The sequence below is a fragment of the Streptomyces sp. NPDC031418 genome (genome assembly GCF_055581605.1).
Genome location: NZ_JBVIJC010000022.1, coordinates 113,051 through 133,160, shown reverse-complemented (window position 1 = coordinate 133,160; position 20,110 = coordinate 113,051). Strand labels below are relative to the sequence as shown.

The 20,110-nt window shown below is 72.6% G+C and carries 21 protein-coding genes and 2 pseudogenes; 10 read left to right on the top strand and 13 right to left on the bottom strand.

Annotation, left to right across the window (positions count from 1 at the left end; genetic code table 11):
• Nucleotides 1–58 precede the first annotated feature (58 nt).
• Nucleotides 59–457 (top strand): MarR family winged helix-turn-helix transcriptional regulator, encoded by a 399-nt coding sequence (locus ACZ5CZ_RS29645; protein ID WP_387056518.1) that lies wholly within the window; start codon nucleotides 59–61, stop codon nucleotides 455–457.
• Between the two features lie 27 nt (nucleotides 458–484).
• Here ACZ5CZ_RS29645 and ACZ5CZ_RS29640 read toward each other — a convergent pair whose 3' ends face one another.
• Nucleotides 485–1,222, bottom strand: coding sequence for a maleylpyruvate isomerase family mycothiol-dependent enzyme (locus ACZ5CZ_RS29640; protein WP_468947354.1), 738 nt, complete (start codon nucleotides 1,220–1,222; stop codon nucleotides 485–487).
• A 97-nt stretch (nucleotides 1,223–1,319) separates the two neighbouring features.
• Nucleotides 1,320–2,495 (bottom strand): MFS transporter, encoded by a 1,176-nt coding sequence (locus tag ACZ5CZ_RS29635; RefSeq protein ID WP_468947353.1) that lies wholly within the window; start codon nucleotides 2,493–2,495, stop codon nucleotides 1,320–1,322.
• A 564-nt stretch (nucleotides 2,496–3,059) separates the two neighbouring features.
• On the opposite strand from ACZ5CZ_RS29635, the gene ACZ5CZ_RS29630 reads away from it, so the two are divergent.
• Entirely contained in the window at nucleotides 3,060–3,455 is a 396-nt protein-coding gene (locus ACZ5CZ_RS29630; RefSeq protein WP_385842403.1) for a luciferase domain-containing protein, read from the top strand.
• A gap of 27 nt (nucleotides 3,456–3,482) precedes the next feature.
• On the opposite strand, the gene ACZ5CZ_RS29625 is transcribed toward ACZ5CZ_RS29630, so the two are convergent.
• Nucleotides 3,483–4,262 (bottom strand): DeoR/GlpR family DNA-binding transcription regulator, encoded by a 780-nt coding sequence (locus ACZ5CZ_RS29625; RefSeq protein ID WP_385842404.1) that lies wholly within the window; start codon nucleotides 4,260–4,262, stop codon nucleotides 3,483–3,485.
• A 133-nt stretch (nucleotides 4,263–4,395) separates the two neighbouring features.
• On the opposite strand from ACZ5CZ_RS29625, the gene ACZ5CZ_RS29620 reads away from it, so the two are divergent.
• A complete protein-coding gene (locus tag ACZ5CZ_RS29620) occupies nucleotides 4,396–5,277 on the top strand; it encodes an SIS domain-containing protein (protein ID WP_468947351.1) in 882 nt (293 codons plus the stop codon).
• A gap of 24 nt (nucleotides 5,278–5,301) precedes the next feature.
• Nucleotides 5,302–6,168: a class II fructose-bisphosphate aldolase gene (locus tag ACZ5CZ_RS29615; RefSeq protein WP_468947349.1), complete on the top strand. Its 867-nt coding sequence runs from the start codon at nucleotides 5,302–5,304 to the stop codon at nucleotides 6,166–6,168.
• 81 nt (nucleotides 6,169–6,249) lie between these two features.
• Here ACZ5CZ_RS29615 and ACZ5CZ_RS29610 read toward each other — a convergent pair whose 3' ends face one another.
• Nucleotides 6,250–7,383, bottom strand: a complete 1,134-nt coding sequence (locus ACZ5CZ_RS29610) for a methyltransferase (protein WP_385842479.1) — start codon at nucleotides 7,381–7,383, stop codon at nucleotides 6,250–6,252.
• Nucleotides 7,384–7,451: 68 nt separating this feature from the next.
• On the opposite strand from ACZ5CZ_RS29610, the gene ACZ5CZ_RS29605 reads away from it, so the two are divergent.
• The 3 genes from ACZ5CZ_RS29605 to ACZ5CZ_RS29595 are packed head-to-tail and all read left to right on the top strand — an operon-like array spanning nucleotide 7,452 to nucleotide 10,174.
• On the top strand, nucleotides 7,452–8,096 hold the full coding sequence (locus tag ACZ5CZ_RS29605) for an alpha-ketoglutarate-dependent dioxygenase AlkB family protein (RefSeq protein WP_385842407.1): 645 nt from the start codon (nucleotides 7,452–7,454) through the stop codon (nucleotides 8,094–8,096).
• Between the two features lie 48 nt (nucleotides 8,097–8,144).
• Nucleotides 8,145–9,380 (top strand): ROK family protein, encoded by a 1,236-nt coding sequence (locus ACZ5CZ_RS29600; RefSeq protein ID WP_385842408.1) that lies wholly within the window; start codon nucleotides 8,145–8,147, stop codon nucleotides 9,378–9,380.
• On the top strand, nucleotides 9,377–10,174 hold the full coding sequence (locus ACZ5CZ_RS29595) for an NUDIX hydrolase (RefSeq protein ID WP_468947347.1): 798 nt from the start codon (nucleotides 9,377–9,379) through the stop codon (nucleotides 10,172–10,174). Before ACZ5CZ_RS29600 ends, ACZ5CZ_RS29595 begins: the two co-directional genes overlap by 4 nt.
• Here ACZ5CZ_RS29595 and ACZ5CZ_RS29590 read toward each other — a convergent pair.
• Together ACZ5CZ_RS29590 and ACZ5CZ_RS29585 are read right to left on the bottom strand one after the other, a co-directional pair.
• On the bottom strand, nucleotides 10,145–11,461 hold the full coding sequence (locus ACZ5CZ_RS29590) for an MFS transporter (protein ID WP_468947345.1): 1,317 nt from the start codon (nucleotides 11,459–11,461) through the stop codon (nucleotides 10,145–10,147). The two genes, ACZ5CZ_RS29595 and ACZ5CZ_RS29590, sit on opposite strands and share 30 nt — an antisense overlap.
• 389 nt (nucleotides 11,462–11,850) lie before the next feature.
• Nucleotides 11,851–12,351: a transposase gene (locus tag ACZ5CZ_RS29585; protein WP_385842411.1), complete on the bottom strand. Its 501-nt coding sequence runs from the start codon at nucleotides 12,349–12,351 to the stop codon at nucleotides 11,851–11,853.
• Between the two features lie 42 nt (nucleotides 12,352–12,393).
• Here ACZ5CZ_RS29585 and ACZ5CZ_RS29580 point away from each other — a divergent pair.
• The 3 genes and pseudogenes from ACZ5CZ_RS29580 to ACZ5CZ_RS29570 all read left to right on the top strand — a co-directional run.
• Nucleotides 12,394–12,669: pseudogene (locus ACZ5CZ_RS29580) on the top strand (CehA/McbA family metallohydrolase); the annotation flags it as partial.
• Nucleotides 12,670–12,757: 88 nt separating this feature from the next.
• Nucleotides 12,758–14,233, top strand: coding sequence for an alpha/beta hydrolase (locus ACZ5CZ_RS29575; RefSeq protein ID WP_468947344.1), 1,476 nt, complete (start codon nucleotides 12,758–12,760; stop codon nucleotides 14,231–14,233).
• Between the two features lie 162 nt (nucleotides 14,234–14,395).
• Nucleotides 14,396–14,887 carry a hypothetical protein gene (locus tag ACZ5CZ_RS29570; RefSeq protein ID WP_385842413.1) on the top strand — a complete coding sequence of 164 codons (492 nt, stop codon included), beginning with the start codon at nucleotides 14,396–14,398 and terminating at the stop codon, nucleotides 14,885–14,887.
• Here ACZ5CZ_RS29570 and ACZ5CZ_RS29565 read toward each other — a convergent pair.
• The 7 genes and pseudogenes from ACZ5CZ_RS29565 to ACZ5CZ_RS29535 form a co-directional block, all read right to left on the bottom strand.
• Nucleotides 14,880–16,085 (bottom strand): IS110 family RNA-guided transposase, encoded by a 1,206-nt coding sequence (locus ACZ5CZ_RS29565; RefSeq protein ID WP_468947343.1) that lies wholly within the window; start codon nucleotides 16,083–16,085, stop codon nucleotides 14,880–14,882. The genes ACZ5CZ_RS29570 and ACZ5CZ_RS29565 overlap by 8 nt on opposite strands.
• Before the next feature lie 268 nt (nucleotides 16,086–16,353).
• On the bottom strand, nucleotides 16,354–16,542 hold the full coding sequence (locus ACZ5CZ_RS29560) for a DUF1272 domain-containing protein (protein WP_385842414.1): 189 nt from the start codon (nucleotides 16,540–16,542) through the stop codon (nucleotides 16,354–16,356).
• Nucleotides 16,543–16,669: 127 nt separating this feature from the next.
• Complete coding sequence (locus ACZ5CZ_RS29555; protein WP_468947340.1) at nucleotides 16,670–17,578, bottom strand: phosphotriesterase family protein; 909 nt, start codon at nucleotides 17,576–17,578, stop codon at nucleotides 16,670–16,672.
• Nucleotides 17,575–18,159, bottom strand: coding sequence for a DUF4865 family protein (locus ACZ5CZ_RS29550; RefSeq protein WP_468947338.1), 585 nt, complete (start codon nucleotides 18,157–18,159; stop codon nucleotides 17,575–17,577). Before ACZ5CZ_RS29550 ends, ACZ5CZ_RS29555 begins: the two co-directional genes overlap by 4 nt.
• Nucleotides 18,160–18,171: 12 nt before the next feature.
• Nucleotides 18,172–18,567 carry a (R)-mandelonitrile lyase gene (locus tag ACZ5CZ_RS29545; protein ID WP_385842417.1) on the bottom strand — a complete coding sequence of 132 codons (396 nt, stop codon included), beginning with the start codon at nucleotides 18,565–18,567 and terminating at the stop codon, nucleotides 18,172–18,174.
• Nucleotides 18,568–18,572: 5 nt separating this feature from the next.
• Nucleotides 18,573–19,160 carry a TetR/AcrR family transcriptional regulator gene (locus ACZ5CZ_RS29540; RefSeq protein WP_385842418.1) on the bottom strand — a complete coding sequence of 196 codons (588 nt, stop codon included), beginning with the start codon at nucleotides 19,158–19,160 and terminating at the stop codon, nucleotides 18,573–18,575.
• Nucleotides 19,161–19,435: 275 nt separating this feature from the next.
• A pseudogene (locus ACZ5CZ_RS29535) lies at nucleotides 19,436–20,041 on the bottom strand (ATP-binding protein); the annotation flags it as partial.
• Nucleotides 20,042–20,110: the final 69 nt, after the last annotated feature.

Genomic DNA, 20,110 nt, shown 5'->3' with positions numbered 1-20,110 from the left:
GAATGCAAATGCATTTAATGCCGATGCAACAAAATCGTTTTTCTGCTACGGTGCGCTCATGGCGGCTAAGAAGCCTGAGCAGGCGCTTGTGGAGCAGTGGCGGGACCTTCTGTCCCTGCATGCCCGCACCCAGTGCGAGGTGGACCGGGCGCTGCACCAGCACGGTCTGTGCGCCAGCGACTTCGAGGTGCTCGACCTGCTGGCCGAGGGTGCGGCGGCGGACGGCGGCTGCGCCTACCGGGTGCAGGAGATCTCCGAGCGCGTCCATCTCAGTCAGAGCGCGCTGTCCCGGCTCATCGGCCGGCTGGAGAAGGACGGCCTGGTCGAGCGGGGCATGTGCGCGGAGGACCGGCGGGGCGTCCGGGTCGCCCTCACCGCGAAAGGGCGCGCGCTGCACGGCGAGGTACGGCCGGTGCAGCGCGCGGTACTGGCCCGGATGCTGTCCGACGCGGACTGACCGGGCGCCGGATCCTCCGGCGGGGCGTCAGATCGCGGACGTCTCCCGCCACAGCTCGGCCAGCGACCGGTCGCCGGTCACCTGCGGCACCGGCAGCCGGTTCCACAGCGCCAGGTACAACTGGTCGGCGGGGCCCGACAGTTCGGCCTCGGCCGGGCCCGACTCCGCCCGCTCGGCCACCGGCGGCTGGTCCGACAGCCGTACGGTCCACACGGCATCCGGTCCCGCGTCCGTCGCACGCACCCGCAGCACCCGCGGCTGCTCGGTGCGCACCCGGCTCCGCTCCCGGGCGTGGAAGCCGCGCAGCAACTCGTCGATGCCGTCGGCCGCGAAGTCCACGGCGATCGGGGACGCCACACCGTCGCGCGCCATCTCGGCGTCGTACCGGTGGACGGCCGTCTCGTGCGCCTGGCGCCGGGTCCAGAAGGCGAGCGGGGAGGGGCTGTTGGGCAGGAAGGTGAAGCACTCCACGTCGGCGGGGGCGGCCGCGAGGGTGTCGACCAGCAGCCGGTGACTGTCCCGGTACCAGTCGACCAGCTCGGCCCCGTCCAGGTCCGGCTGCTCACCGAAGGGCTGCCGCTCGCGATGTCCGTCGGTGATGAACGACGCGGCCCACCGGTGCACCGCACCCGTGTGCCGCAGCAGGTCCCGCACCTGCCACTCGGGGCAGGTCGGCACCTTGGCCTCGGTGCCCGATACGGCGGCGGCCGCCGCGAGCAGCCGGCCCTCGCGGTCCAGTGTCTTCAGGAAGTCGGCAGTATCCATGGGGCGAGTGTGCCGGATGGAGGGCACTCGAAGACCGCGATTTTCCGGCGCCGGCCGGACCTGACGGACAGCCCGGCGCACCGCCGCCGCAGCCGCGTCAGTGGCCCAGCGCCCGCCGCGTCGACACCCCGACGGCGGCGGCGACCGCGGCGAGCACGGCCACGCTCGTGAGCGCGGCGGAGAGCGAGAACCACTCGGCCATGAAACCGATCGCGGGCGGCCCGAGCAGCATGCCGCCGTAGCCCAGCGTGGAGGCGACGGCCACCCCGGACGGCCCGGTCAGGGCACCGGCCCGCTCCACGGCGACCGGGAAGAGATTGGCGAGCCCGAGCCCGGTGACGGCGAAGCCGGCCAGCGCGGCCCACACGGAGGGGGCGAGCGAGCCGAGCAGCATGCCCGCCGCCGCGACCGTGCCGCCGGCGATCACGGTCCGGGCCCGGCCGAGCCGGGCCAGCAGCGTCGTCCCGGTCAGCCGGCCCAGGGTCATGGCGAGCGCGAAGCACGCGTACCCGACGGCGGCCGTGCCCGCGGAGGCCGCCAGGTCCTGCTGGAGATGGAGGGCGCCCCAGTCGGCCATGGCACCCTCGCCGTAGGCGGTGCACAGCGCGACCAGCCCGAACACGAAGACCAGCTGCCGGGATCCGCCGGGCCGGGGTGCCCGCCCCGGGTCCGGCGCCGCCGGACGCGTCCCCGGCGGGGGCGCGGGCGGCTCCAGCCGCAGCAGGGCGCGCCCGGCCGCGGCGGTGACGAGCAGTCCGATCACCGCCAGGCCGAGCAGATGGCGGGTGGGGGAGAGGGTGCCGGCGACCAGTCCGCCGAGCCCCGCGCCCAGCATTCCGCCCAGGCTGAAGGCGGCGTGGAAGCTGGGCATGACCGGCCGGCGCAGGGCGGCCACCAGATCGACGGCGGCGCTGTTGAAGGCGACGTTGATCCCGCCGTACGCGCCGCCGAACAGCAGTAGTACGGCGCCGAGGGCGGGCGCGGAGTGGGTGAGCGGGGGCAGGGAGATGCTGAGGGACAGCAGCACGGCACAGACCACGGTGACCGGATGGCTGCCGTAGCGGCGGCACAGGCGCCCGGTCAGGGTCATGGTCAGCACGGCCCCCGCGGAGACGCCGAGCAGCGCGAGCCCGAGCGCACCGGCGGAGGCGTGCGTCTGGTGCTTGATGTCGGGGATGCGGACGACCCAGCCGGCGAAGAGGAAGCCGTCGACGGCGAAGAAGGCGGTGAGCGCCGTGCGCAGGCGGCGCAGGGAGCTGCCGGGACCCGGCACGACGCTGTGCGTTCGGGTTTTGTTTATTTGCGGCACAAACTCAGCGTAGGGTGGGCACGGGAGGTGCCGCAAGGGCGCGGTGGCGCCCGCGGGAACGGTCGCGAAGCTGTACGGCGACGACGGGAGATGCCGGGTGCAGGAGTCGCCCGGTGTGCCGGCAGGGGCTCGCCGAACTCTCCCGGCTCCGCCCCGACTTCCTGAGGGGTGCCGCGGCAGGGCTGCGACCCGGCATGGGGGTTGCACCGGCGATGGGCGGGTTCTCGCCGTCACCCGGGGCTGCCCCGGAGGCGGGCGGGTTCTCGCCGTCACCCGGTCCGGCGACTGCCTCCGCCTTCGCCGGTGTACGGCGCACCGGTTGCCCCGGCGTCCGGCCCCGGGCGTCCATGGACCCCCGAGGCCGCCTTGACCTGCGGCGACTTGGGGCCACTGGCCGGAATGTGCGGTCAACATGGCCCGCTGCGCGGCCGCTTAGGGCCCGTCGCCCACAGTCCCCGCGCGAATACAGGACGGTTAATGCTTGCGCACGAGCTGGTTGCGGGCGGGTGAGCGCGCCATGATGGCCCCATGACGTTGGCCTCGCGCGCATTCGCGCAACTGGCGACCTGGCCGGATCTGAATCAGGCGGTACCGAGCTGCGGGCTGGGACAGGCCGTCAGCTCGGCGCAGGGCGAGATCGCCCACTTCCACTCGGACCGTGATGTCGATCTGCGGCTGACCGCCCGGTGCATCCGGCGGTTCGCCAAGGACCTCCGGGGCTCGGGCGCGATCCGGATCGTGCCGGGCTCCCAGTGGGTGACCCTGCGCCTCGACGCCGCGAGCGACGTCGACCTGCTGCTCACCCTGGTGAGCGTGGCGCTCCAGGCCCAGCAGTCCTGGCCCGACCCGGCCGACCGGCCACCGGTGGGGTGCAACGACCAACGCGGGGCGGGGTTCGTCAGCGCCGACCACAGCGGCAGGTGAGGTCCGGGCCGGCGGGGGCCCGGCGGTTCACACGGCGAGGACGCCGACGCCCGCCTCCTCGAAGCGCCGCACCATGCGCTCGTCCACCGCCGTGTCCGTCACCAGGGTGTTCACCAGTTCGGTGCCGCAGATCCGGGCAAACGCCCGCCGGCCCAGCTTGCTGGAGTCCGCGGCGACCACGACCCGCTCCGCGCGCTCGCACAGCAGGCGGTTGATCGCCGCCTCCGCCTCGTCGTGGGCCGCCGCGCCGTGCCCCGCGTCGAAGGCGACGACACCGAGCACGGCCACATCGAGCGTGATCTGCCCGAGCACCCCGTCCGCGAGCGGGCCGATGAGTTCGTACGACTGCGGACGCGCCACCCCGCCGGTCACCACGATCTTGAACTGGGGGCGCACGGCCAGCTCGTTGGCGATGTTCAGCGCGTTGGTGACGACCGTCAGCGCCGGTGAGCCGGTGGCCAGATCCCCGCGTACGGCGAGCGCGCGGGCCACCTCTGTGGTGGTCGTGCCGCCCGTCAGCCCCACTGCCTCGCCCGGCGCGAGAAGGCCGGCCACCGCCTTGGCGATCCGCTGCTTCTCGGAGGCGCGCCGCGCCGTCTTGTAACGCAACGGCAGTTCGTACGACACCCCGTGCACCACCGCGCCGCCCCGGGTGCGGACCAGCATCTGCTGTTCCGCGAGCTGGTCGAAGTCCCTGCGGATCGTCGCCGCCGACACCGCCAGCTCGGCCGCCGCCTCCTCGACCTCCAGCCGGCCGCGCTCGACGAGCAGCTCCAGCAGCGCCTTCCAGCGGGCGTCCCGGGACATCCCCACCCTCCGTTCTCCGGTCGTTCTTTCGACCTCCCGTGACCCTAGCGCACCTCTCTCTGCGCCTAGATGCTTGATTGTGCTCGAAAATTCGCTATATCTTGCAGGAACAATCAGCAGGGAGGGTGTCGGCATGACATATGTCGAGGACGAGCTGAACAGCCAGCCCGAGTGCTGGACCCGGGCGGCGGCCGAGGCCGGACGGCACCGCGAGGCGCTCCCGCGCCCCGGCGAGCGGGTCGCCGTCGTGGGCTGCGGGACCTCGTACTTCATGGCGCAGGCGGTGGCCGCGCTGCGCGAGGGCGCCGGGCAGGGCGAGACCGACGCGTTCGCCGCCTCCGAGTTCCCGCACGGGCGGTCGTACGACCGGGTCGTCGCCCTCACCCGCTCCGGCACCACCACCGAAGTGCTGCGGCTGCTGGGCGAGTTGGGCGACCGCACGGCCACCACCGCGATCACCGCCGACCCGGACACCCCCGTCTCCTCGGCCGCCGGACACCTCGTCGTCCTGGACTTCGCCGACGAACGCTCCGTCGTCCAGACCCGGTTCGCCACCACCGCCCTCACCCTGCTGCGCGCCCACCTCGGCCTGCACCGCGAGTCCACCGTCACCGACGCACGCACGGCCCTCCGGGAACCCCTGCCCGAACAGCTCGTCGACCGCACCCAGTTCACCTTCCTCGGGCGCGGCTGGACGGTCGGACTCGCCCACGAGGCCGCGCTGAAGATGCGCGAGGCCGCGCAGTGCTGGACCGAGTCCTACCCGGCGATGGAGTACCGGCACGGCCCGATCAGCATCACCACCGAGTCCACCGCCACCTGGATGTTCGGCGAGGCACCCGACGGGCTCGCCGAACAGGTCCGTGCCACCGGCGGACTGTGGACCGCGGGCACCCTGGACCCGCTCGCCGAACTGGTCCGCGCCCAGCGGCTTGCGGTCGCCGTCGCCGCCGCGCGCGGCCTCGACCCGGACCGGCCCCGCCACCTCACCCGCTCGGTGATCCTCGCCTCCTGACACCGCGCCCGGAAGGACACCTTCGTGCCTCTCGCGTCAACCGGTGAGCTGGTCGCCCGGGCCGCCGCGGCCCGCTCCGCCGTCGCCGCGTTCAACGTCATCACCCTGGAACACGTCGAGGCCGTCATCGCCGGCGCCGAGTCGGCCGGTGCGCCCGTCGTCCTCCAGGTCAGCGAGAACGCCGTCAAGTTCCGCTACGGACGGCTGCTGCCGCTGGCCCGCGCCGCGGTCGCCGCCGCCGAACGCGCCGCCGTGCCCGTCGCCTTGCATCTCGACCATGTGCAGAGCGACGACCTGCTCCGCCAGGCGCCCGGCGCGGGCTTCAGCTCGGTGATGTACGACGCCGCCCGGCTGCCGTACGCCGAGAACCTGGCCGCCACCCGGGCCGCCGCCGACTGGGCGCACGCCCAAGGGCTGTGCATCGAGGCCGAGTTGGGGCAGATCGGCGGCAAGGACGGCCGCCCCCCGCTGGACGCCCACGCCCCCGGCGCCCGCACCGACCCCGACCAGGCGCGGGACTTCGTCCGCCGGACCGGGGTCGACGCCCTCGCCGTCGCCATCGGCAGCGTGCACGCGATGACCACCCGCACCGCCGCCCTCGACCACGGCCTGCTCAAGCGGCTCTCCGCCGCCCTGCACATCCCGCTCGTGCTGCACGGCTCCTCCGGCGTGCCGGACGACGGACTCGTCGCGGCGGTCGCGGGCGGCATCGCCAAGGTCAACGTCGGCACCGCCCTCAACGCGGCCATGACCCGCGCCATCCGCACCTTCCTCGCCGCCCGCCCCGAAGCCGTCGACTCCCGCACCTACCTGAGCGTGGGCCGCGAGGCGATGGCCACCGAGGTACGCCGCATCATCGGCGTGCTGGGCGCGACGGCGACGCGGGGGTGATGGGCTGGTGGTTGTTGGGGGTGTGTGGGCGCGGTGGGCATGCCGACCGGCCACACGCCCGCGCGCGCCTCTGTGAGGTGCTCAGCCCCGCTTGACCGCCCGCAGCACCACGAACTTCGGGTCGCTGGCCACCAGCTCGCTGTTGCCGAACAACCGCCTCAGCTTCACGTGGTACCCCAGGTGCCGGTTACCGATCACCCACAGCTCGCCGCCCGTCCGCAGCGCCCGCTTCGCCCCGGTGAACATCCGCCACGCCGTCGCGTCGGTCGTCGCCTGATGGGAGTGGAACGGCGGATTGTTCAGGACCAGGTCCACACTGTCGTGCGCCACCCCGGCCAGCCCGTCCCCGACCCGGAACTCCGCGTGCCCGGGCACCCCGTTGGCCTTGTACGTCGCCTCCGCCGAGGCGACGGCCTGGAACGACTCGTCCACGAACAGCACCTCGGCCGACGGATCGGCCAGCGCCACCGCCGTACCGACGACACCGTTGCCGCACCCCAGGTCCACCACGCGCCCCGCGCCCGGGGCGGGCAGATGCCCCAGGAGGAAACGGGTGCCGATGTCGAGCCGGTCGGCGCAGAACACACCGGCGTGGTTGACGACCGTGCGGCCGGAGATCGCGCCGATGCCGTCCGGCAGCGCGTAGCTGTACGGCCACGGGTTCGCGGGCCGCTCCAGCGCCGGGTCCGGGGTGCAGAAGATCAGCCGGGCCTTCTGCCGGGCCAGCGAGGTCCGGGTCGGCCCGAGAATCCGCTCGAACAGCTGAAGCGTGGAGGTGTGGATCTCCTTCACCATGCCGGTGCCGACCACGACCGTGCCCGCGTGCACCCCGGGCGCCAGCCGCAGCAGCTGGTCCTCCAGCAGCGCCAGGCTCTTCGGCACCCGCACCAGCAGCACGTCCACCCGCTCCGGCGGCGGGTCCTGGGTGGTGAGCAGCTGGACCGCCCCGGGCTGCACCCCGGCGCGCGCCAGGTTGCCCCGGGTCGCCTCCTGGCTCAGGAAGGAGTCGGTGATCTGCGTCGGCCGGTGCTCCGCCAGGGCGGTCACCAGCGCCCCCCAGCGATCGCCGACCACGACGACCGACCCGGTGAGCGGCACCCCCTCCTCGGCCAGATGGCTCAGCAGGTACGCGTCGGAGGCGTCCCAGGCACGCAGCCGGTCGCGGGGATCCTCGGGGAAACGGGTCAGCTCGACCTCGCCCCACGGTGTCGTCATACGCTCGCTCATCGTGCCTCCAGGCTAGCGGAGCCGCAGCTCAGCGAGGGTGGGGGCAGGATGGGGGCATGGATGCGGAGCTGTTTCCGAGGGAGCGCGCGCAGGTCGCGCCGGGCGCCGTGCACGTCCCGGACTGGCTCGACCCCGACCGGCAGCGCGAACTCCTCGCCGCCTGCCGGGCGTGGGCGCAGCCCCCGGCAGGCCTGCGCACGGTGCGCACCCCCGGCGGCGGCACGATGACCGCGCGGCAGGTCTGTCTGGGCTGGCACTGGTATCCGTACACCTACGCCCGTACGGCCGTCGACGGCGACGGCGCGCCCGTGAAGCCCTTCCCGGCCTGGCTCGGCGCACTGGCCCGGCGCGCCGCCGCCGACGCGCTCGGCCCGCAGGACCACCACGCCTACGACATCGCACTGATCAACTTCTACGACGGCACCGCCCGCATGGGGATGCACCGCGACAGCGACGAGCTGGCGGACGCGCCGGTGGTCTCACTGAGCCTCGGCGACAGCTGCACGTTCCGCTTCGGCAACACCGGAACCCGCGCCCGGCCGTACACCGATGTGGACCTGCGCAGCGGCGACCTGTTCGTCTTCGGCGGACCGTCCCGGCTCGCCTATCACGGCGTGCCGCGCGTGCATCCGGGCACGGCACCGCCCTGGCTGGGCCTGACGGGACGGCTGAACATCACCCTGCGGGTGAGCGGCCGGTAACCGGCGGCGCGGGCCACCAGCGGAGCGGATCATGGGAGACTCGCCCTCATGAGCGGCAAGGATTCCCGGACGGCGGGGGAGCGGACCACCTCGAGGGCGCGGCTGGACCGGGGGCGCGGCGCGCTCGGACCCGCGCTGGAGCTGGTGCACACCGGACGCGCCCCGACCCGGGCCGTGCTCACCGCCGAACTCGGCGTCACCCGCGCCACGGCCGGAGCCGTGGCCGCCGAACTGGAGGCGCTGGGCCTGATCCGGGTGGACGCCCGGCCGGGCGCGCCGGCCGGCGCCCAGGGCCGCCCCTCGCACCGGCTGGAGGTCGCCGAGGACGGCCCGGTGGCCCTCGCCGCACAGGTCCACGCCGACGGCTTCCGGGCCGCACTCGTCGGCCTGGGCGGGCGCATCGTGGCGACCGCGCCCGGCTGCGAGACCATCGACGCCGACCCGGCGAAGGTGCTCGGCTCCGTGGTGGAGGCGGGCGCCGAACTGCTGCGCAGCACCGGCCGCCGGTGCGTGGGCGCCGGACTCGCCGTGCCGTCCGCCGTCGCCGAACCCGACGGCCTCGCCCTCAACCCGCTGCACCTGGCCTGGCCCGTGGGCGCCCCGGTGCGCCGTATCTTCGCGGAGTGCGTCCGCGAGGCCGGGATCACCCAGCCCGCCTTCGCCGGCAACGACGTCAACCTCGCCGCCCTCGCCGAGCACCGGCACGGCGCCGGCCGGGGCGCCCGGGACCTGCTGTGCGTGGCCACCGGCCACCGGGGCGTCGGCGGCGCGCTGGTGCTGGACGGCCGTCTGCACACCGGGAGTTCGGGCCTCGCCCTGGAGGTCGGCCACCTCACCGTCAACCCGGAGGGCCGCCCCTGTCACTGCGGCAGCCGGGGCTGCCTGGACGTCGAGGCGGACCCGCTGGCGCTGCTGGTCGAGGCGGGTCGGGAGCCGGGCCCCGAGGTCTCGCTCCTCCAGCAGGCCGACGACCTGCTGCGCACCCAGTACGACGATCCCGCCGTCCGCACCGCGGCCGAGGCCCTGATCGACCGCCTCGGCCTCGGCCTGGCCGGACTGGTCAACATCCTCAACCCCGACCGGATCATCCTCGGCGGCCTGCACCGCACCCTGCTGGACGCCGACCCCGGCCGGCTGCGCGCGGTCGTCGCCGACCGCAGCCTGTGGGGGCAGAGCGGCGGTGTACCGATTCTGCCGTGCACCCTGAACCACAACAGCCTGGTCGGCGCGGCGGAACTGGCCTGGCAGCCGGTGCTGGACGACCCACTGGAGGCACTGCGGTGACCCGCGACCAGGCCGCTGACGGTCTCCCTTCGAAGGACCTGCCCATTCCCGGTCTCCCTTCGAAGGACCTGCCCGCGGTGGAACTGCTGCCCGCCGGACGCATCCGGCTGGTGGAGACGGCCCCGCCCGGGCTGTCACCGCAGCACCGCTCACTGATGGACCGCCGCTGGGCGGAGGCGGTCCGGGCCAACCCCGCGCTGTTCGACGGCCCGGTGGCCGCCCTGACCGGACTGGCCCGCGACGGATCCGACGGCCTGGTCCTGTCCTGGGCCCGGGCCACCTACCGCTGCCGGACGCTGCGCGGAGTGCCGGACGCCCCCGTGCTGTGCTCGCTGTTCGTGTCCGTGGTGCAGCCGTGCCCGGACGGGCGGGTGCTGGTGGGCCGCATGTCCGCGTCGACGGCGACACCGGGCCGCTGGCAGCTGCCCGGCGGGACCCTCGAACCCCCGCCCGCCGACGCCGGGCTGGACGGCACGAGCCTGCGCCTGCACGCGGCCCGCGAACTGGCCGAGGAGACCGGATCAGACACCCCGGCCGACGCCCTGACCCCCTGGCTGACCACCCGGAGCGCCCGCGGCAGCGTCGGCGTACTGTTCCTGGCCCCGCCCCGCCCGGCGCACGAACTCCGCGCCGACTACGCTCGGTTGGTGAGCCAGGAGACCGCACGCGGCGCGGACCCCGAGTTCGACCGCGTCGAACTGATCGGCTCCCCGGCCGACCTCGCCCGCCTCCCCGGCCCCCGCACCGACTACCTGGAACCGGTGCTACGGCACTACATCCGGACCTCGCCCTGAACCAGGGGACCACCCCGCGGCCGTATCCGGCACATTCCCCGGCCGGGACCGCTGCGCCCAGCGGACCGCCGGCGGCGCCAGCAGCCCCGCACAGACGAACACGGCGCCCATGGCGATCCAGCCCGGCTCGCCCGCGCCGAGACAGAGCCAGGCCAGCGCGGACGGCGCTGCCACGCCGGCCAGTCCGCTGCCGAAGCTGAACACACCCGAGTACTGGCCCTGCGCATGGGCCGGGGCGAGCGTGTAACGCAGCTCGAACGAACCCGCGGCATGGCGCAGTTCACCGAGGGTGTGCACGCCCACCCCGGCCAGGATCAGCAGCACCGCGGCCCAGCCGGGCAGGCCGGCGGCCAGACCCATGAGGGACATCCCGGCCAGGAAGGCGAGGCCCGCCTGCCGCCAGGCCCGTGCGGCCCTGTCCGTGGTGTCGACCCGGCCGCCGGTCCTGACCTGGAGGAAGATCACCATGACGGTGTTGAGCAGCACACCGGTGCCGGCGAACCAGCGCGGCGCGTGCGTGTGACCGACGATCCACAGCGGCAGCGCGAAGAGCAGCACCGCGCCGTGCAGGGACATGATGCCGTCGAGCATGGTGATCAGCAGGTACCGGTGGTCCCTGAGCGCCGTCCAGCGGCCCGTGCCGGCCGTGCCCGCCGGGACCGGCACGGCCGGCAGCCCGGGCAGCCGGCTGACGATCGCGGCGGTGGCCAGGAAACTGAGGGCGTTGCCCAGCACGAGACAGAGATACGCCGTGTGCGTGTCCAGCTGCACGACGAGCGCGGCCGGCAGGGCAGCGAGGGTGTGGGCCAGGTTGACGGCGGCACGCAGGTAGGCCCGGAACCGCGCCGGTTGCGGACCGGCGAGAGCGCGCACCAGCGGTGCACGGGCCGCTCGGCTGGCCGAGCCGGCCAGCTCGGTCAGGCAGACCACCACCGTGAACAGCCAGAACGAACGGACCAGGACCAGCATCGACATGGCCACGGCCTGCGCCGTGAGCGTCACCAGGTACACCCCGCGCGGGCCGCGCCGGTCGGCGATCCGCCCCACCGGGATCCCGGAGAGCAGCCCGACCAGGGCACCGACACCCATGCCGAGACCGACCCGCGCCGCCGACAGGCCCACGGAACGGGTGAAGAAGACGGCGGCCGTCAGCGCGAACACGCTGCTGCCGAGCATGTTCACAAAGCTGGCGACCGCCAGGGTCCGCCTCGGGCCCGGCTCCGGCAGGATGCCGCGCGCCACGAGCCAGGACCTCTCGCGGCTGCGGTTCGCTACCTGTGTTCTCAACGATCCCCCCTCTCCGCCCGTCGTCGTCCGACGGGGCCCACTGCGCCGACGGGGGAGTATGCGGAGCGCGGAGCGGCTAGGAAAAGGCCTGTTCAGCGGGGGAAGAGTCACATCCGGAACGGGAACGATCCCGGTTGCCCGCAGCGTTGGAGATACAGGAGAGGGCCGCCCGGAAGGGGCTGCGGGGGGGGGTGCCCCTATCTGTTTCGTCAACCCTGGTGGGGTCGGCTTGTAGGGGTTGATCCTGGTTTTCGGGAACGTCCCGCGAAGCGGGATGTTCCCGGCGGATCGGGTGGCTGATGGGCAGCCCGGTGGCCGGCAGGGCCGGAGTGGCCGTGCCGGTGCGCGGGCGTGATGGGGCCCGGAGGGTAGGGGCGGTGGAGTCGTCGCTATGCGGCGAGGTCGACGTCGCCCGGGGTGCGTGGTTCGTAGAGGGCCCCGGTGCGGATCATCGCGTGGATGACGTTCACGCGCTGGCGGGCCAGGCGGAGGATCGCCTGGGTGTGGGTCTTGCCGCGTGCGCGTTGCCGGTCGTAGTAGATCCGGGAGGACGGGTCGGACTTGCAGCCGATCGCGGCGAACGCGGCCTGGAACAGGGCGCGTTTGAGGAGGCGGTTGCCGCAGTGGGGTGCGTGCTCGCCGCGGATGGAGGTGCCCGAGGACTTCGTGGCGGGCGCGAGTCCGGCGTAGGAGGCGAGGTGTCCGGCGGTGGGGAAGCCGGTGCCGTCACCGATCGCGACGATCACGGCCGCTGTGGTCCTGACGCCCAGGCCGGGGAGAGACGTCAGGAGGCGGAAAAGAGGGAGGGTCTCCAGCAGGGCGGCGATCTCCTGCTCGGCCTGGCGGCGCTGGGTGTGGGCTGCGGCGAGCTGGGCGGCCAGGCCGGGCACGATCAGCGCGCTGGCCTCGGTGCCCGGAACGACAAGGGCCTGCTCGGCGAGCGGTTGGAGGTCTCCCCCGACACTCCGGTGACGGTCCGTCTGGAGGTGGCGGGCGCGCCCCGCTGCACGATCCGCTTCGTCACCGACCAGGGGGTGCTGTTCACCAGCGATCCGCTGCCGGTTTCCGGTTCGGGGGTGGCCGAGTGGCGTACGACCCCGGCGCACGCGGCGTATGTACGGGCGGAACTGCGCCATGAGACGGCGGCGGGGCCGGTTCCCGGGGCGCTTGCGGCGTTCACCAATCCGGTCTTTCTCGGACGTCGGTGAAGCTTTCTTTCGAGGCAACCGCGTCGCTTTTTTTCTCATCCTGTTCACCAGCACCAGATCGCAACTGACCGCAGAACAGGACGTCTTCGTGATCCTCAAGCCCACCCGCCGCGGCGTCGCCGTGGCCGCCGCGCTCGGGGCGCTCGCCCTGGTCCTGCCCGAGTCCGCGCATGCCGCCCCGCAAGGGGCCTCGGCCCTGAAGTGGGGTGCCTGCCCAAAGAGTTCGGACGCCCCGCGCGGCACGTACTGTTCCACCCTCAAGGTGCCGTTGGACTACGCGAAGCCGGACGGCCGCCAGATCACGCTGACGCTGTCGATCGCGGGTGCCGTGAACGCCGAGCGCACCCTGGTGGTGAACCCGGGCGGGCCCGGTGAATCAGGAATCTCCCTGGCCAAGACGGTGTGGAGCTCACTCCCGCAGAACCTCTCCGAGAAGTACAACGTCGTCAGCTTCGACACCCGAGGGGTCGGCGCGAGCACCCCGGTCTCCTGCGGGGACACCTCCGGCCTGATCAATCACCCCGCCTCGCCGTACACCCCGGCGAACGCACAGCAGGAGCTGAAGCGCCGCGACGTCGCGAGCAAGATCGCCCAGCAGTGCCAAGGCAAGTCCGGTGCTCTGCTGCCGTACATCACCACCGAGAACGCGGCCCGCGACATGGACGCCATCCGCGCCGGGCTCGGCCGTACCAAGCTGGACTACCTCGGTTATTCGTACGGTACGAAGCTGGGCGCCACCTACGCGACGCTGTTCCCCCAGAGCACCGGCCGCATGATCCTAGACAGCGTGGTGGACCCGACAGTCACCACGTACGCCACGCAGTTCCAGCAGAACCCGGCGCTGCAGAAGCGTGCGGAGCAGTTCTTCACCTGGGTCGCCAAGTACGACAGCAGCTACCACATGGGCGCCACCGAGGCCAAGGTCTCGGCCGCGTGGGAGGCGGCCCGCGAGAAGCTGGACGCGCACCCCGCCGGGGGCCGGGTCGGCAGCGCCGAGCTGGATGACCTGCTGGCTTCCGCCATGTACACCAACGTGGAGTGGGGATCGGCTGCCGACATGGTCGCCAAGTACCAGGCGGGTGACACGAGCGCTCTGCTCGCCGCCGCGGACCAGCTGGCGTCCGGCGGCGGCGTGAACGCGGCGCAGCTCGCGTACAACTGCGTGGACGACGCCTGGCCCCAGGACTGGAACACCTGGCACAAGGACACGGTCGCGTCGGCGGCAAAGGCACCGTTGTTCGCCTGGCTGAACACCTGGTACAGCGCACCGTGTGCCTACTGGAAGACGGCGCCCGTCAAGCCGGTGAAGATCGGCTCGTCGAACGTCCCGCCGGTGCTGCTGCTCCAGGCCGCTGACGATGCGGCTACGCCGCTGGTCGGTGCGCAGCAGATGCACAAGGTCATGACCGGCTCGCGGCTCGTCGTGGCGGACGGCGGCAACCACGGCCAGTACCTGTTCGACGGCAACTCCTGCATGGACGCCCAGGGCAACAGCTACCTGCTCACCGGGAAGCTGCCGGCCAAGGACACGACCTGCAAGGGTGTCGCCGCGCCTACGCCCTGAGGCCACAGGCATCCACAGCGTCCGAGGCGGACGTCATGGCCGCCTCGGACGCTTCGCCGGTTCCTCTGCCTTCTGTGCGCGTCTTCTGCACGCGGGGGGCCCTATGGGCTTCGTCAAGGAAACCAGGGTGCGTTGTGTTGCCGGTGGGGTCAGCATTGCTTGGTGTCTGAGCTGCTGTGGGATGACGTGAAGGATTTCTTCGACCTTGAGTGGGAGGGGTGCCTTCCGGATGTGTGGGTCGCTGGGACTCTGGTTGAGGATTGGCAGGCGGTCCTCGATCTGATCGATGCGAGTGGCTGGCGGAGTGAGTACTCCGAGGGCGGTGTGGTCATGCCGCTGCCGCGTGCTGAAGAGGTGCTGTCGCGGCCTGCTGATGCCGAGTGCGCGGATCTGCGGGTCTGGCCGGTTCCGGATGTGTTGGCGATCTTTCGGTTGGAGTCGGCTGACGAGATCGGTTTCGACGTGGATCTGCGGGAGTTGCAGGGGCAGGAGCGGCTGGACGTGCTGTGTGGGTTTCTTCGTGCGATCGGGCGTCGACTGGGCAAGCCAGTGGTGATGACGCCCGAGGGTGACTGGGAGCGAAGCCACCCGGTGCTTGGGTTCGATGTCGAGTCCGACGAGGTGGTATTGCTGGCGAATCCGCAGGTCAGCTGACTGTTGCAGCCAGGCGCACTTCGTAGAAGGTGCCGTCGCGGAGCATGGCGAAGAGGACATCGGCCCGGCGTCGCGCGAGGCAGAGCAATGTCTGGGTGTGATGCTTTCCCTGGGCGATCTTCTTGTCGTAGTAGGCCCGGGAGTCCGGGTCGCCCAGAGCGGCGAATGCGGAGAGGAAGAAGGCCCGTTTGAGCTGCTTGTTTCCTCGTCTGGAGGGCTGTTCGCCGCGGATCGAGGAGCCCGAGCTGCGGGTTGCAGGGGCGAGACCCGCGTAGGCGGCGAGATGGCCGGCGGTCGGGAAGGTGCTGCCGTCGCCGACCTCGATCAGGATCCGGGCTCCGGTCCTGACGCCGACCCCTGGCATCGACGTCAGGACTTTCGAAAGAGGGTGCGCCTCCAGCAGTTCCTCGATCCGGCTGGCCAGCAGCTTGCGCTGGTCAAGGACGGCCGTCAATGAGGCGGCCAGGCTCGGGACGATCAGCGCGGCAGCCTCGGTCCCCGGAACCGTCACGGTCTGCTCGTCCAACGCGGCGAAGATGTCCTCGACCAGCCGCTCGGCCATCCGCGGTGCCTTTGGCCGCAGCAGGGTGACCAGCTGCCGACGGCCGGCTTTGCGGATCTGGGCCGGAGATCCGAACCGTTCCAGCAGCGTGAGGACGGCCGGGTGCTGCAACCGCGGCCCCAGCACCCGTTCCAGCGAGGGGTGGATCTGGGTCAGCAGGCCGTGCAGCCGGTTAGCGACCCTGGTCGCCTCGCCGGCCAGGTCGTCGTCGAAGCCCACGATCATCTCGAGCTCGGCGATCGTCTCGTCCTCTCCGTCGATCGCCCGCAGCGTGTGAGGCATCGCGCGAGCGGCGTCGGCGATGATGAACGCGTCCCTCGCGTCGGTCTTGGCTTCGCCGGGGTAGAGGTCGGCGATTCGCCGCATCGTCAGCCCCGGCAGATAGGCGACCGGGCAGCCCAGGTCCCTTGCCACCGCCAGCGGCAGAGCCCCGATCGAGGCTGGTTGGTCCACCACGACAAGTACGGTCCCGTGCTTGGCCTGGAGCTTCGCGAACAGCTCGCGGAGCTTGGGTTCGGTGTTGGGCAGGCGCTTGTCGAACGCCTTCTTCCCGGCTGGGGTCAGGGCGGTGGCGTGGTGTTCGCCCTTGCCGACATCCAGTCCGAGGAAGACGTCGATGTCGCCGGTGTCGATCACGTGCAGGCCCCTCCATCACGCTTTCGTCCGGCCTTGCCAGGGCATCGAGCTGCCACATCCACGTTACGGAGAGCTCTTCCGGCCCGGGTGAAGCCGGTGCTCAAGCCCCTCATCAGCGGTCCGTCGATGCCTCCGGACCCGGTGACACCACCCCCCGGATCATCAACAACAAGGGGGGGAAGTCATGCCGGACCCGAAGGCCGGAGGCCCCATTGCGGGGCCACGAAGACGGTAACGGGGGGGCTGTCGGCCGGTCGGGGCGGAGCGGTCAGACGGCCCCGGCACGCCGGCGCGGGCGCGCGACCAGTTCCCCGCCGCAGTTGGGGCAGACCTGCTCCAGCGCCTCGCCGCACGCCTCGCAGAACGTGCACTCGTACGAGCAGATCAGGGCCGGCCCCTCCGCCGGCAGGACGGTGGTCGTACAGCGCTCGCAGCGGTCGCGCATCTCCAGGGGCATGGCGGATCGTCTCCTCGGCATGAACAGGCGGTATGTCCCGCCCATCCTCCGAAGCCGGGGACCGCGCCGAAACCAGCGGCCGGGACAGGAACCGACATGATCGAGCCACGGTCCGCCCCGCCCCGCCTCACTTCCAGTCGACGCCGAACGCCCTCCCGGGATGCTCGCCGAGGATGCGGTCCACCAGCTCCGCACCCACCGCCGCCACCAGCCGGTCCCGCACCCGGCGCAGCAGGTACGGCATCCCCGGGCCGCCGTCGACCGAGCGCGCACCGGCGACGACGGTGTCCCCGCCGAGGAGCAGCCGGTCCCCGAACCCGGCCTCGGCCAGCGCCCGTACGGCCTCCGGCATGCGCCAGTCCGTGGCGTGATGGGCCCGGGACGGCCCGTCGAAGGCCAGCCAGCAGCCGGACGCGGCGGCCTCCCGCTGCACCACGGGATCGGGCGAGCGGTTCAGATGCCCGAGCACCACCCGGTCACCGGGCACCCCCAACTCGCCGCACAGCAGGTCGAGTACGTCCAGCGGACCGGTGCCCAGTTCCAGGTGTACGGCGATGGGCGCGCCGGTGGCATGGTGCGCCTCGGCCGCCGCGGCCATGGTCCAGCGGGCGTGCGCGTCCAGGGCGTGGAAGCCGCCCGCCACCTTGATCAGCCCGGCCCGCACCCCCGTCGTACCGATGCCCTCGGTCAGTTCGGAGACGAACACCTCGGCCAGCCGACCGCGCAGCCCGTCCAGCAACTCCGTGCTGTAATGCGCCGCTTGGTGCAGCCCCGTGGCGCACACCAGCCGTATCCCGGTCCTCCCGGACAGCGCGGCCAGCTCCCCCGCCCGCCGGCCCATGCCGTACGGCGTCCACTGCACGACCGCGGCGCCGCCCGCCGCCCGGAACGCCTCCAGTTCGGCCTCGGCGGCGGCGACATCGGCCAGCGCCTGCCCGGGGAGCTGCGGACTGCGCAGGAAGAGATGGTCATGCGCGTCGCACACGCCCAGCTCCTCGGGCCGGATGTCCCCGAGGACCGTGCGGACGCCGGTCACCACTGCCGCCCGCGGGGGAGCAGGGCACGACCGGGGGCGGAGAGATGGAGCACCTGGAAGACATCGCCGTCGGCCTTCGGCGTGTCGTGCTCCCAGAGGGAGAAGTGGACGACCTCCCACGCGCGCGTGTCCACGGCGGACGCCGCCAGCACCGCACCGTCCTCCGCAGCCAGCCGCTCGGTCTCGGCCGCCGCCTCCGCCATGAACGCGGCCAGCTCCACGCCCTCGGGCACCGGCAGCCGCCTGCGTACGGCGAACGACGCGGCGGAACCGGAGGCGCTGCCCTCCTCGAACGCCAGCCCCGTCCACTGCCGTATCTCCGGCCGCCCGAAGCTGTCGACCGGCCCCTGGAACAGCCCTCCCCACAGGAAGCCGTTCATGCCTTCCATGGTGTTCCAGAGGTAGAACGGTCCGTACTGGTTCACCGGGGAGCCGTGCACCCCCCGCTCGCGCATCACATAGGTCTTGATGCCCAGGCCGTCCCAGTCGTCCAGGAGATGGCCGACGCGGTCGACGCGGGAGCGGATGACGCCCATGTCGTAGTCCGCGGGCAGGGTGAACTCGTACTGCATCGCATGCATGCGGGCTCCCTCTCAGGCGGGGTAGTCGTCGTCGTGGACATGGGCGTCCCACTCGGTCGTGGTGCCGTCCGCGGCGGCCTCCACCACGGCGAGGTGGGTCATGAAGGTGCGCGGCCCGGCGCCGTGCCAGTGCCACTCGTCCGGTTCGATCCAGACGGTGTCGCCCGCGCGGATCTCCTCCACCGCACCGCCCCTGCGCTGCACCAGCCCCTCGCCCTCCAGGACGTGCAGCACCTGTCCGTGCGGATGCCGGTGCCAGGCCGTGTGGGCGCCGGGGGCGAAGTGGACGTTGAACATGCGCAGCCGGGAAGGGGCGGCCGGGGCGGCTATCTCGTCCAGCCAGACCGTGCCGGTGAAGTTCTCCGCCGGGCCCCGCACGGTGTCGGGACGCCGTCTGGTGATGTGCACGTGGCTCACTTCTCCTGTCGGGCGGTGGGGGCGAGCAGGGAGAGCAGTCCGCGGACGCCCGCGTCGAAGGCGGTGGGGGAGCCGGAGGCCCGGGCGAGGACATAGCCGCCCTGCACGGTCGCGACGACCGCCGCACCGATCTCCGCGCCGTCCAGCTCGGGCGCGAACTGCCCCTGCTGCTTGCCCTCCTCGACGATCCCGGCGATCCGCGACCGGATCCACGCGATCGTCTCGTCCACCGGCGCGCGCAGCTCGTCGCTGGCCATCACGTCCGGGTCCATGGTCAGCCTGCCGATCGGGCAGCCGCGCAGCACATCGCGCTCGCGCAGCAGATACGCCTCGATCCGCTGGTACGGCGTGCCCGGACCGTCCAGGGCCCGCTCGGCGGTGGCGCGCAGCTCCTGCGCGGTCCGCCGGATGGCGGCCAGGGCGAGGTCCGGCTTGCCCTTGAAGTGGTGGTACATGCTGCCCTGGCCCGCGCCGGCGCGCTCCAGGATCGCCTTGGGGCTCGTGCCCACGTACCCGCGCTCCCACAGCAGCTCACGGGTGGACTCGATCAGTCGTTCCGGGGTGCTCATGAGATCACTGTACATACTAGTAGTTACAGTTCGCCAGTCCCCGGTGCCGGTGCGGTGGGCCGAGCGGTCGTACGGCAGGACGCCGCGCGCCCCGCGGGCCGTGGCCCGCGGGGTCGACGCGAGGGTTGGTCACCGCCCGGTCAGCCGGGGACGGCCGACCGGGCGGGAGCCTGCGCGGCGGCGTGCGCCACCGCGGGTGCGGTGGCCGCGCTTGCCGGTGCGGGGCCGGTACTCCCCGGCGCGCCCGCGCTCGCCACCGGAGCCACCGACAGCGGCGCTCCTGCTCCCGCGCCCGCGGGTACGGCGGTCCCGGCGCCGACGGGGGTGGCTCGGGGTGTCACGGCGGCCGGTCCGACGCGGACGGGCTCCGGAGCGGGCCGGGTCTCGGGCGCGGTGTGCGGCGCGTGCGCCGGCTGGGTGCGCACCGCTGCCGTCGCGGGCAGCGTGAACCACACCACCTTGCCGTTCTCGCCGTCGGGCCGCGCGCCCCAGCTCTCGCTCACCGCGGCCACCATCGCCAGCCCCCGCCCGCAGGTGGCCAGCGGGGTGGCGTCCAGCGGGTCCAGGGCGTCGGTCAGAGCCGGCGCGTCCGACAGGTCCACCGTGTCCGTCGCGCCCGCGGCCTCGGCCGGTACGGGGAGGCGCGGGTCGTTGTCGCGCACCGAGACGGTGAGCCGGTCCGGCAGCAGCTCCAGCTCGACGGTGCACGACTTGTCGGGTCTCGCATGCCGGTGGACGTTGCTCAGCAGCTCCGTCACACCGAGCGCGGCCCGGTCTATCAACGGGTCCAGATGCCAGTAGCGCAACTGCGCAGATACGATTCTGCGGACCTGGCCGATCCGCGACGGCAGGGCTTGGAGCTCCACCGTGCAGTGCCTGCTTGGATGACTGATCACGGCTGCGACTCCCCGATGTAGAGGTCCTGAAGGACCGGAAGAACACGGAGAACAACGGATCCAGCAGGG

What these genes read in the sequence shown, in the direction of transcription:
- ACZ5CZ_RS29645 (WP_387056518.1), top strand. Translation starts at nt 59, where the DNA reads ATGGCGGCTAAGAAGCCTGAGCAGGCGCTTGTGGAGCAGTGGCGGGAC.
- ACZ5CZ_RS29640 (WP_468947354.1), bottom strand. Translation starts at nt 1,222, where the DNA reads ATGGATACTGCCGACTTCCTGAAGACACTGGACCGCGAGGGCCGGCTG.
- ACZ5CZ_RS29630 (WP_385842403.1), top strand. Translation starts at nt 3,060, where the DNA reads ATGACGTTGGCCTCGCGCGCATTCGCGCAACTGGCGACCTGGCCGGAT.
- ACZ5CZ_RS29625 (WP_385842404.1), bottom strand. Translation starts at nt 4,262, where the DNA reads ATGTCCCGGGACGCCCGCTGGAAGGCGCTGCTGGAGCTGCTCGTCGAG.
- ACZ5CZ_RS29620 (WP_468947351.1), top strand. Translation starts at nt 4,396, where the DNA reads ATGACATATGTCGAGGACGAGCTGAACAGCCAGCCCGAGTGCTGGACC.
- ACZ5CZ_RS29610 (WP_385842479.1), bottom strand. Translation starts at nt 7,383, where the DNA reads ATGACGACACCGTGGGGCGAGGTCGAGCTGACCCGTTTCCCCGAGGAT.
- ACZ5CZ_RS29605 (WP_385842407.1), top strand. Translation starts at nt 7,452, where the DNA reads ATGGATGCGGAGCTGTTTCCGAGGGAGCGCGCGCAGGTCGCGCCGGGC.
- ACZ5CZ_RS29600 (WP_385842408.1), top strand. Translation starts at nt 8,145, where the DNA reads ATGAGCGGCAAGGATTCCCGGACGGCGGGGGAGCGGACCACCTCGAGG.
- ACZ5CZ_RS29560 (WP_385842414.1), bottom strand. Translation starts at nt 16,542, where the DNA reads ATGCCCCTGGAGATGCGCGACCGCTGCGAGCGCTGTACGACCACCGTC.
- ACZ5CZ_RS29550 (WP_468947338.1), bottom strand. Translation starts at nt 18,159, where the DNA reads ATGCATGCGATGCAGTACGAGTTCACCCTGCCCGCGGACTACGACATG.
- ACZ5CZ_RS29540 (WP_385842418.1), bottom strand. Translation starts at nt 19,160, where the DNA reads ATGTACAGTGATCTCATGAGCACCCCGGAACGACTGATCGAGTCCACC.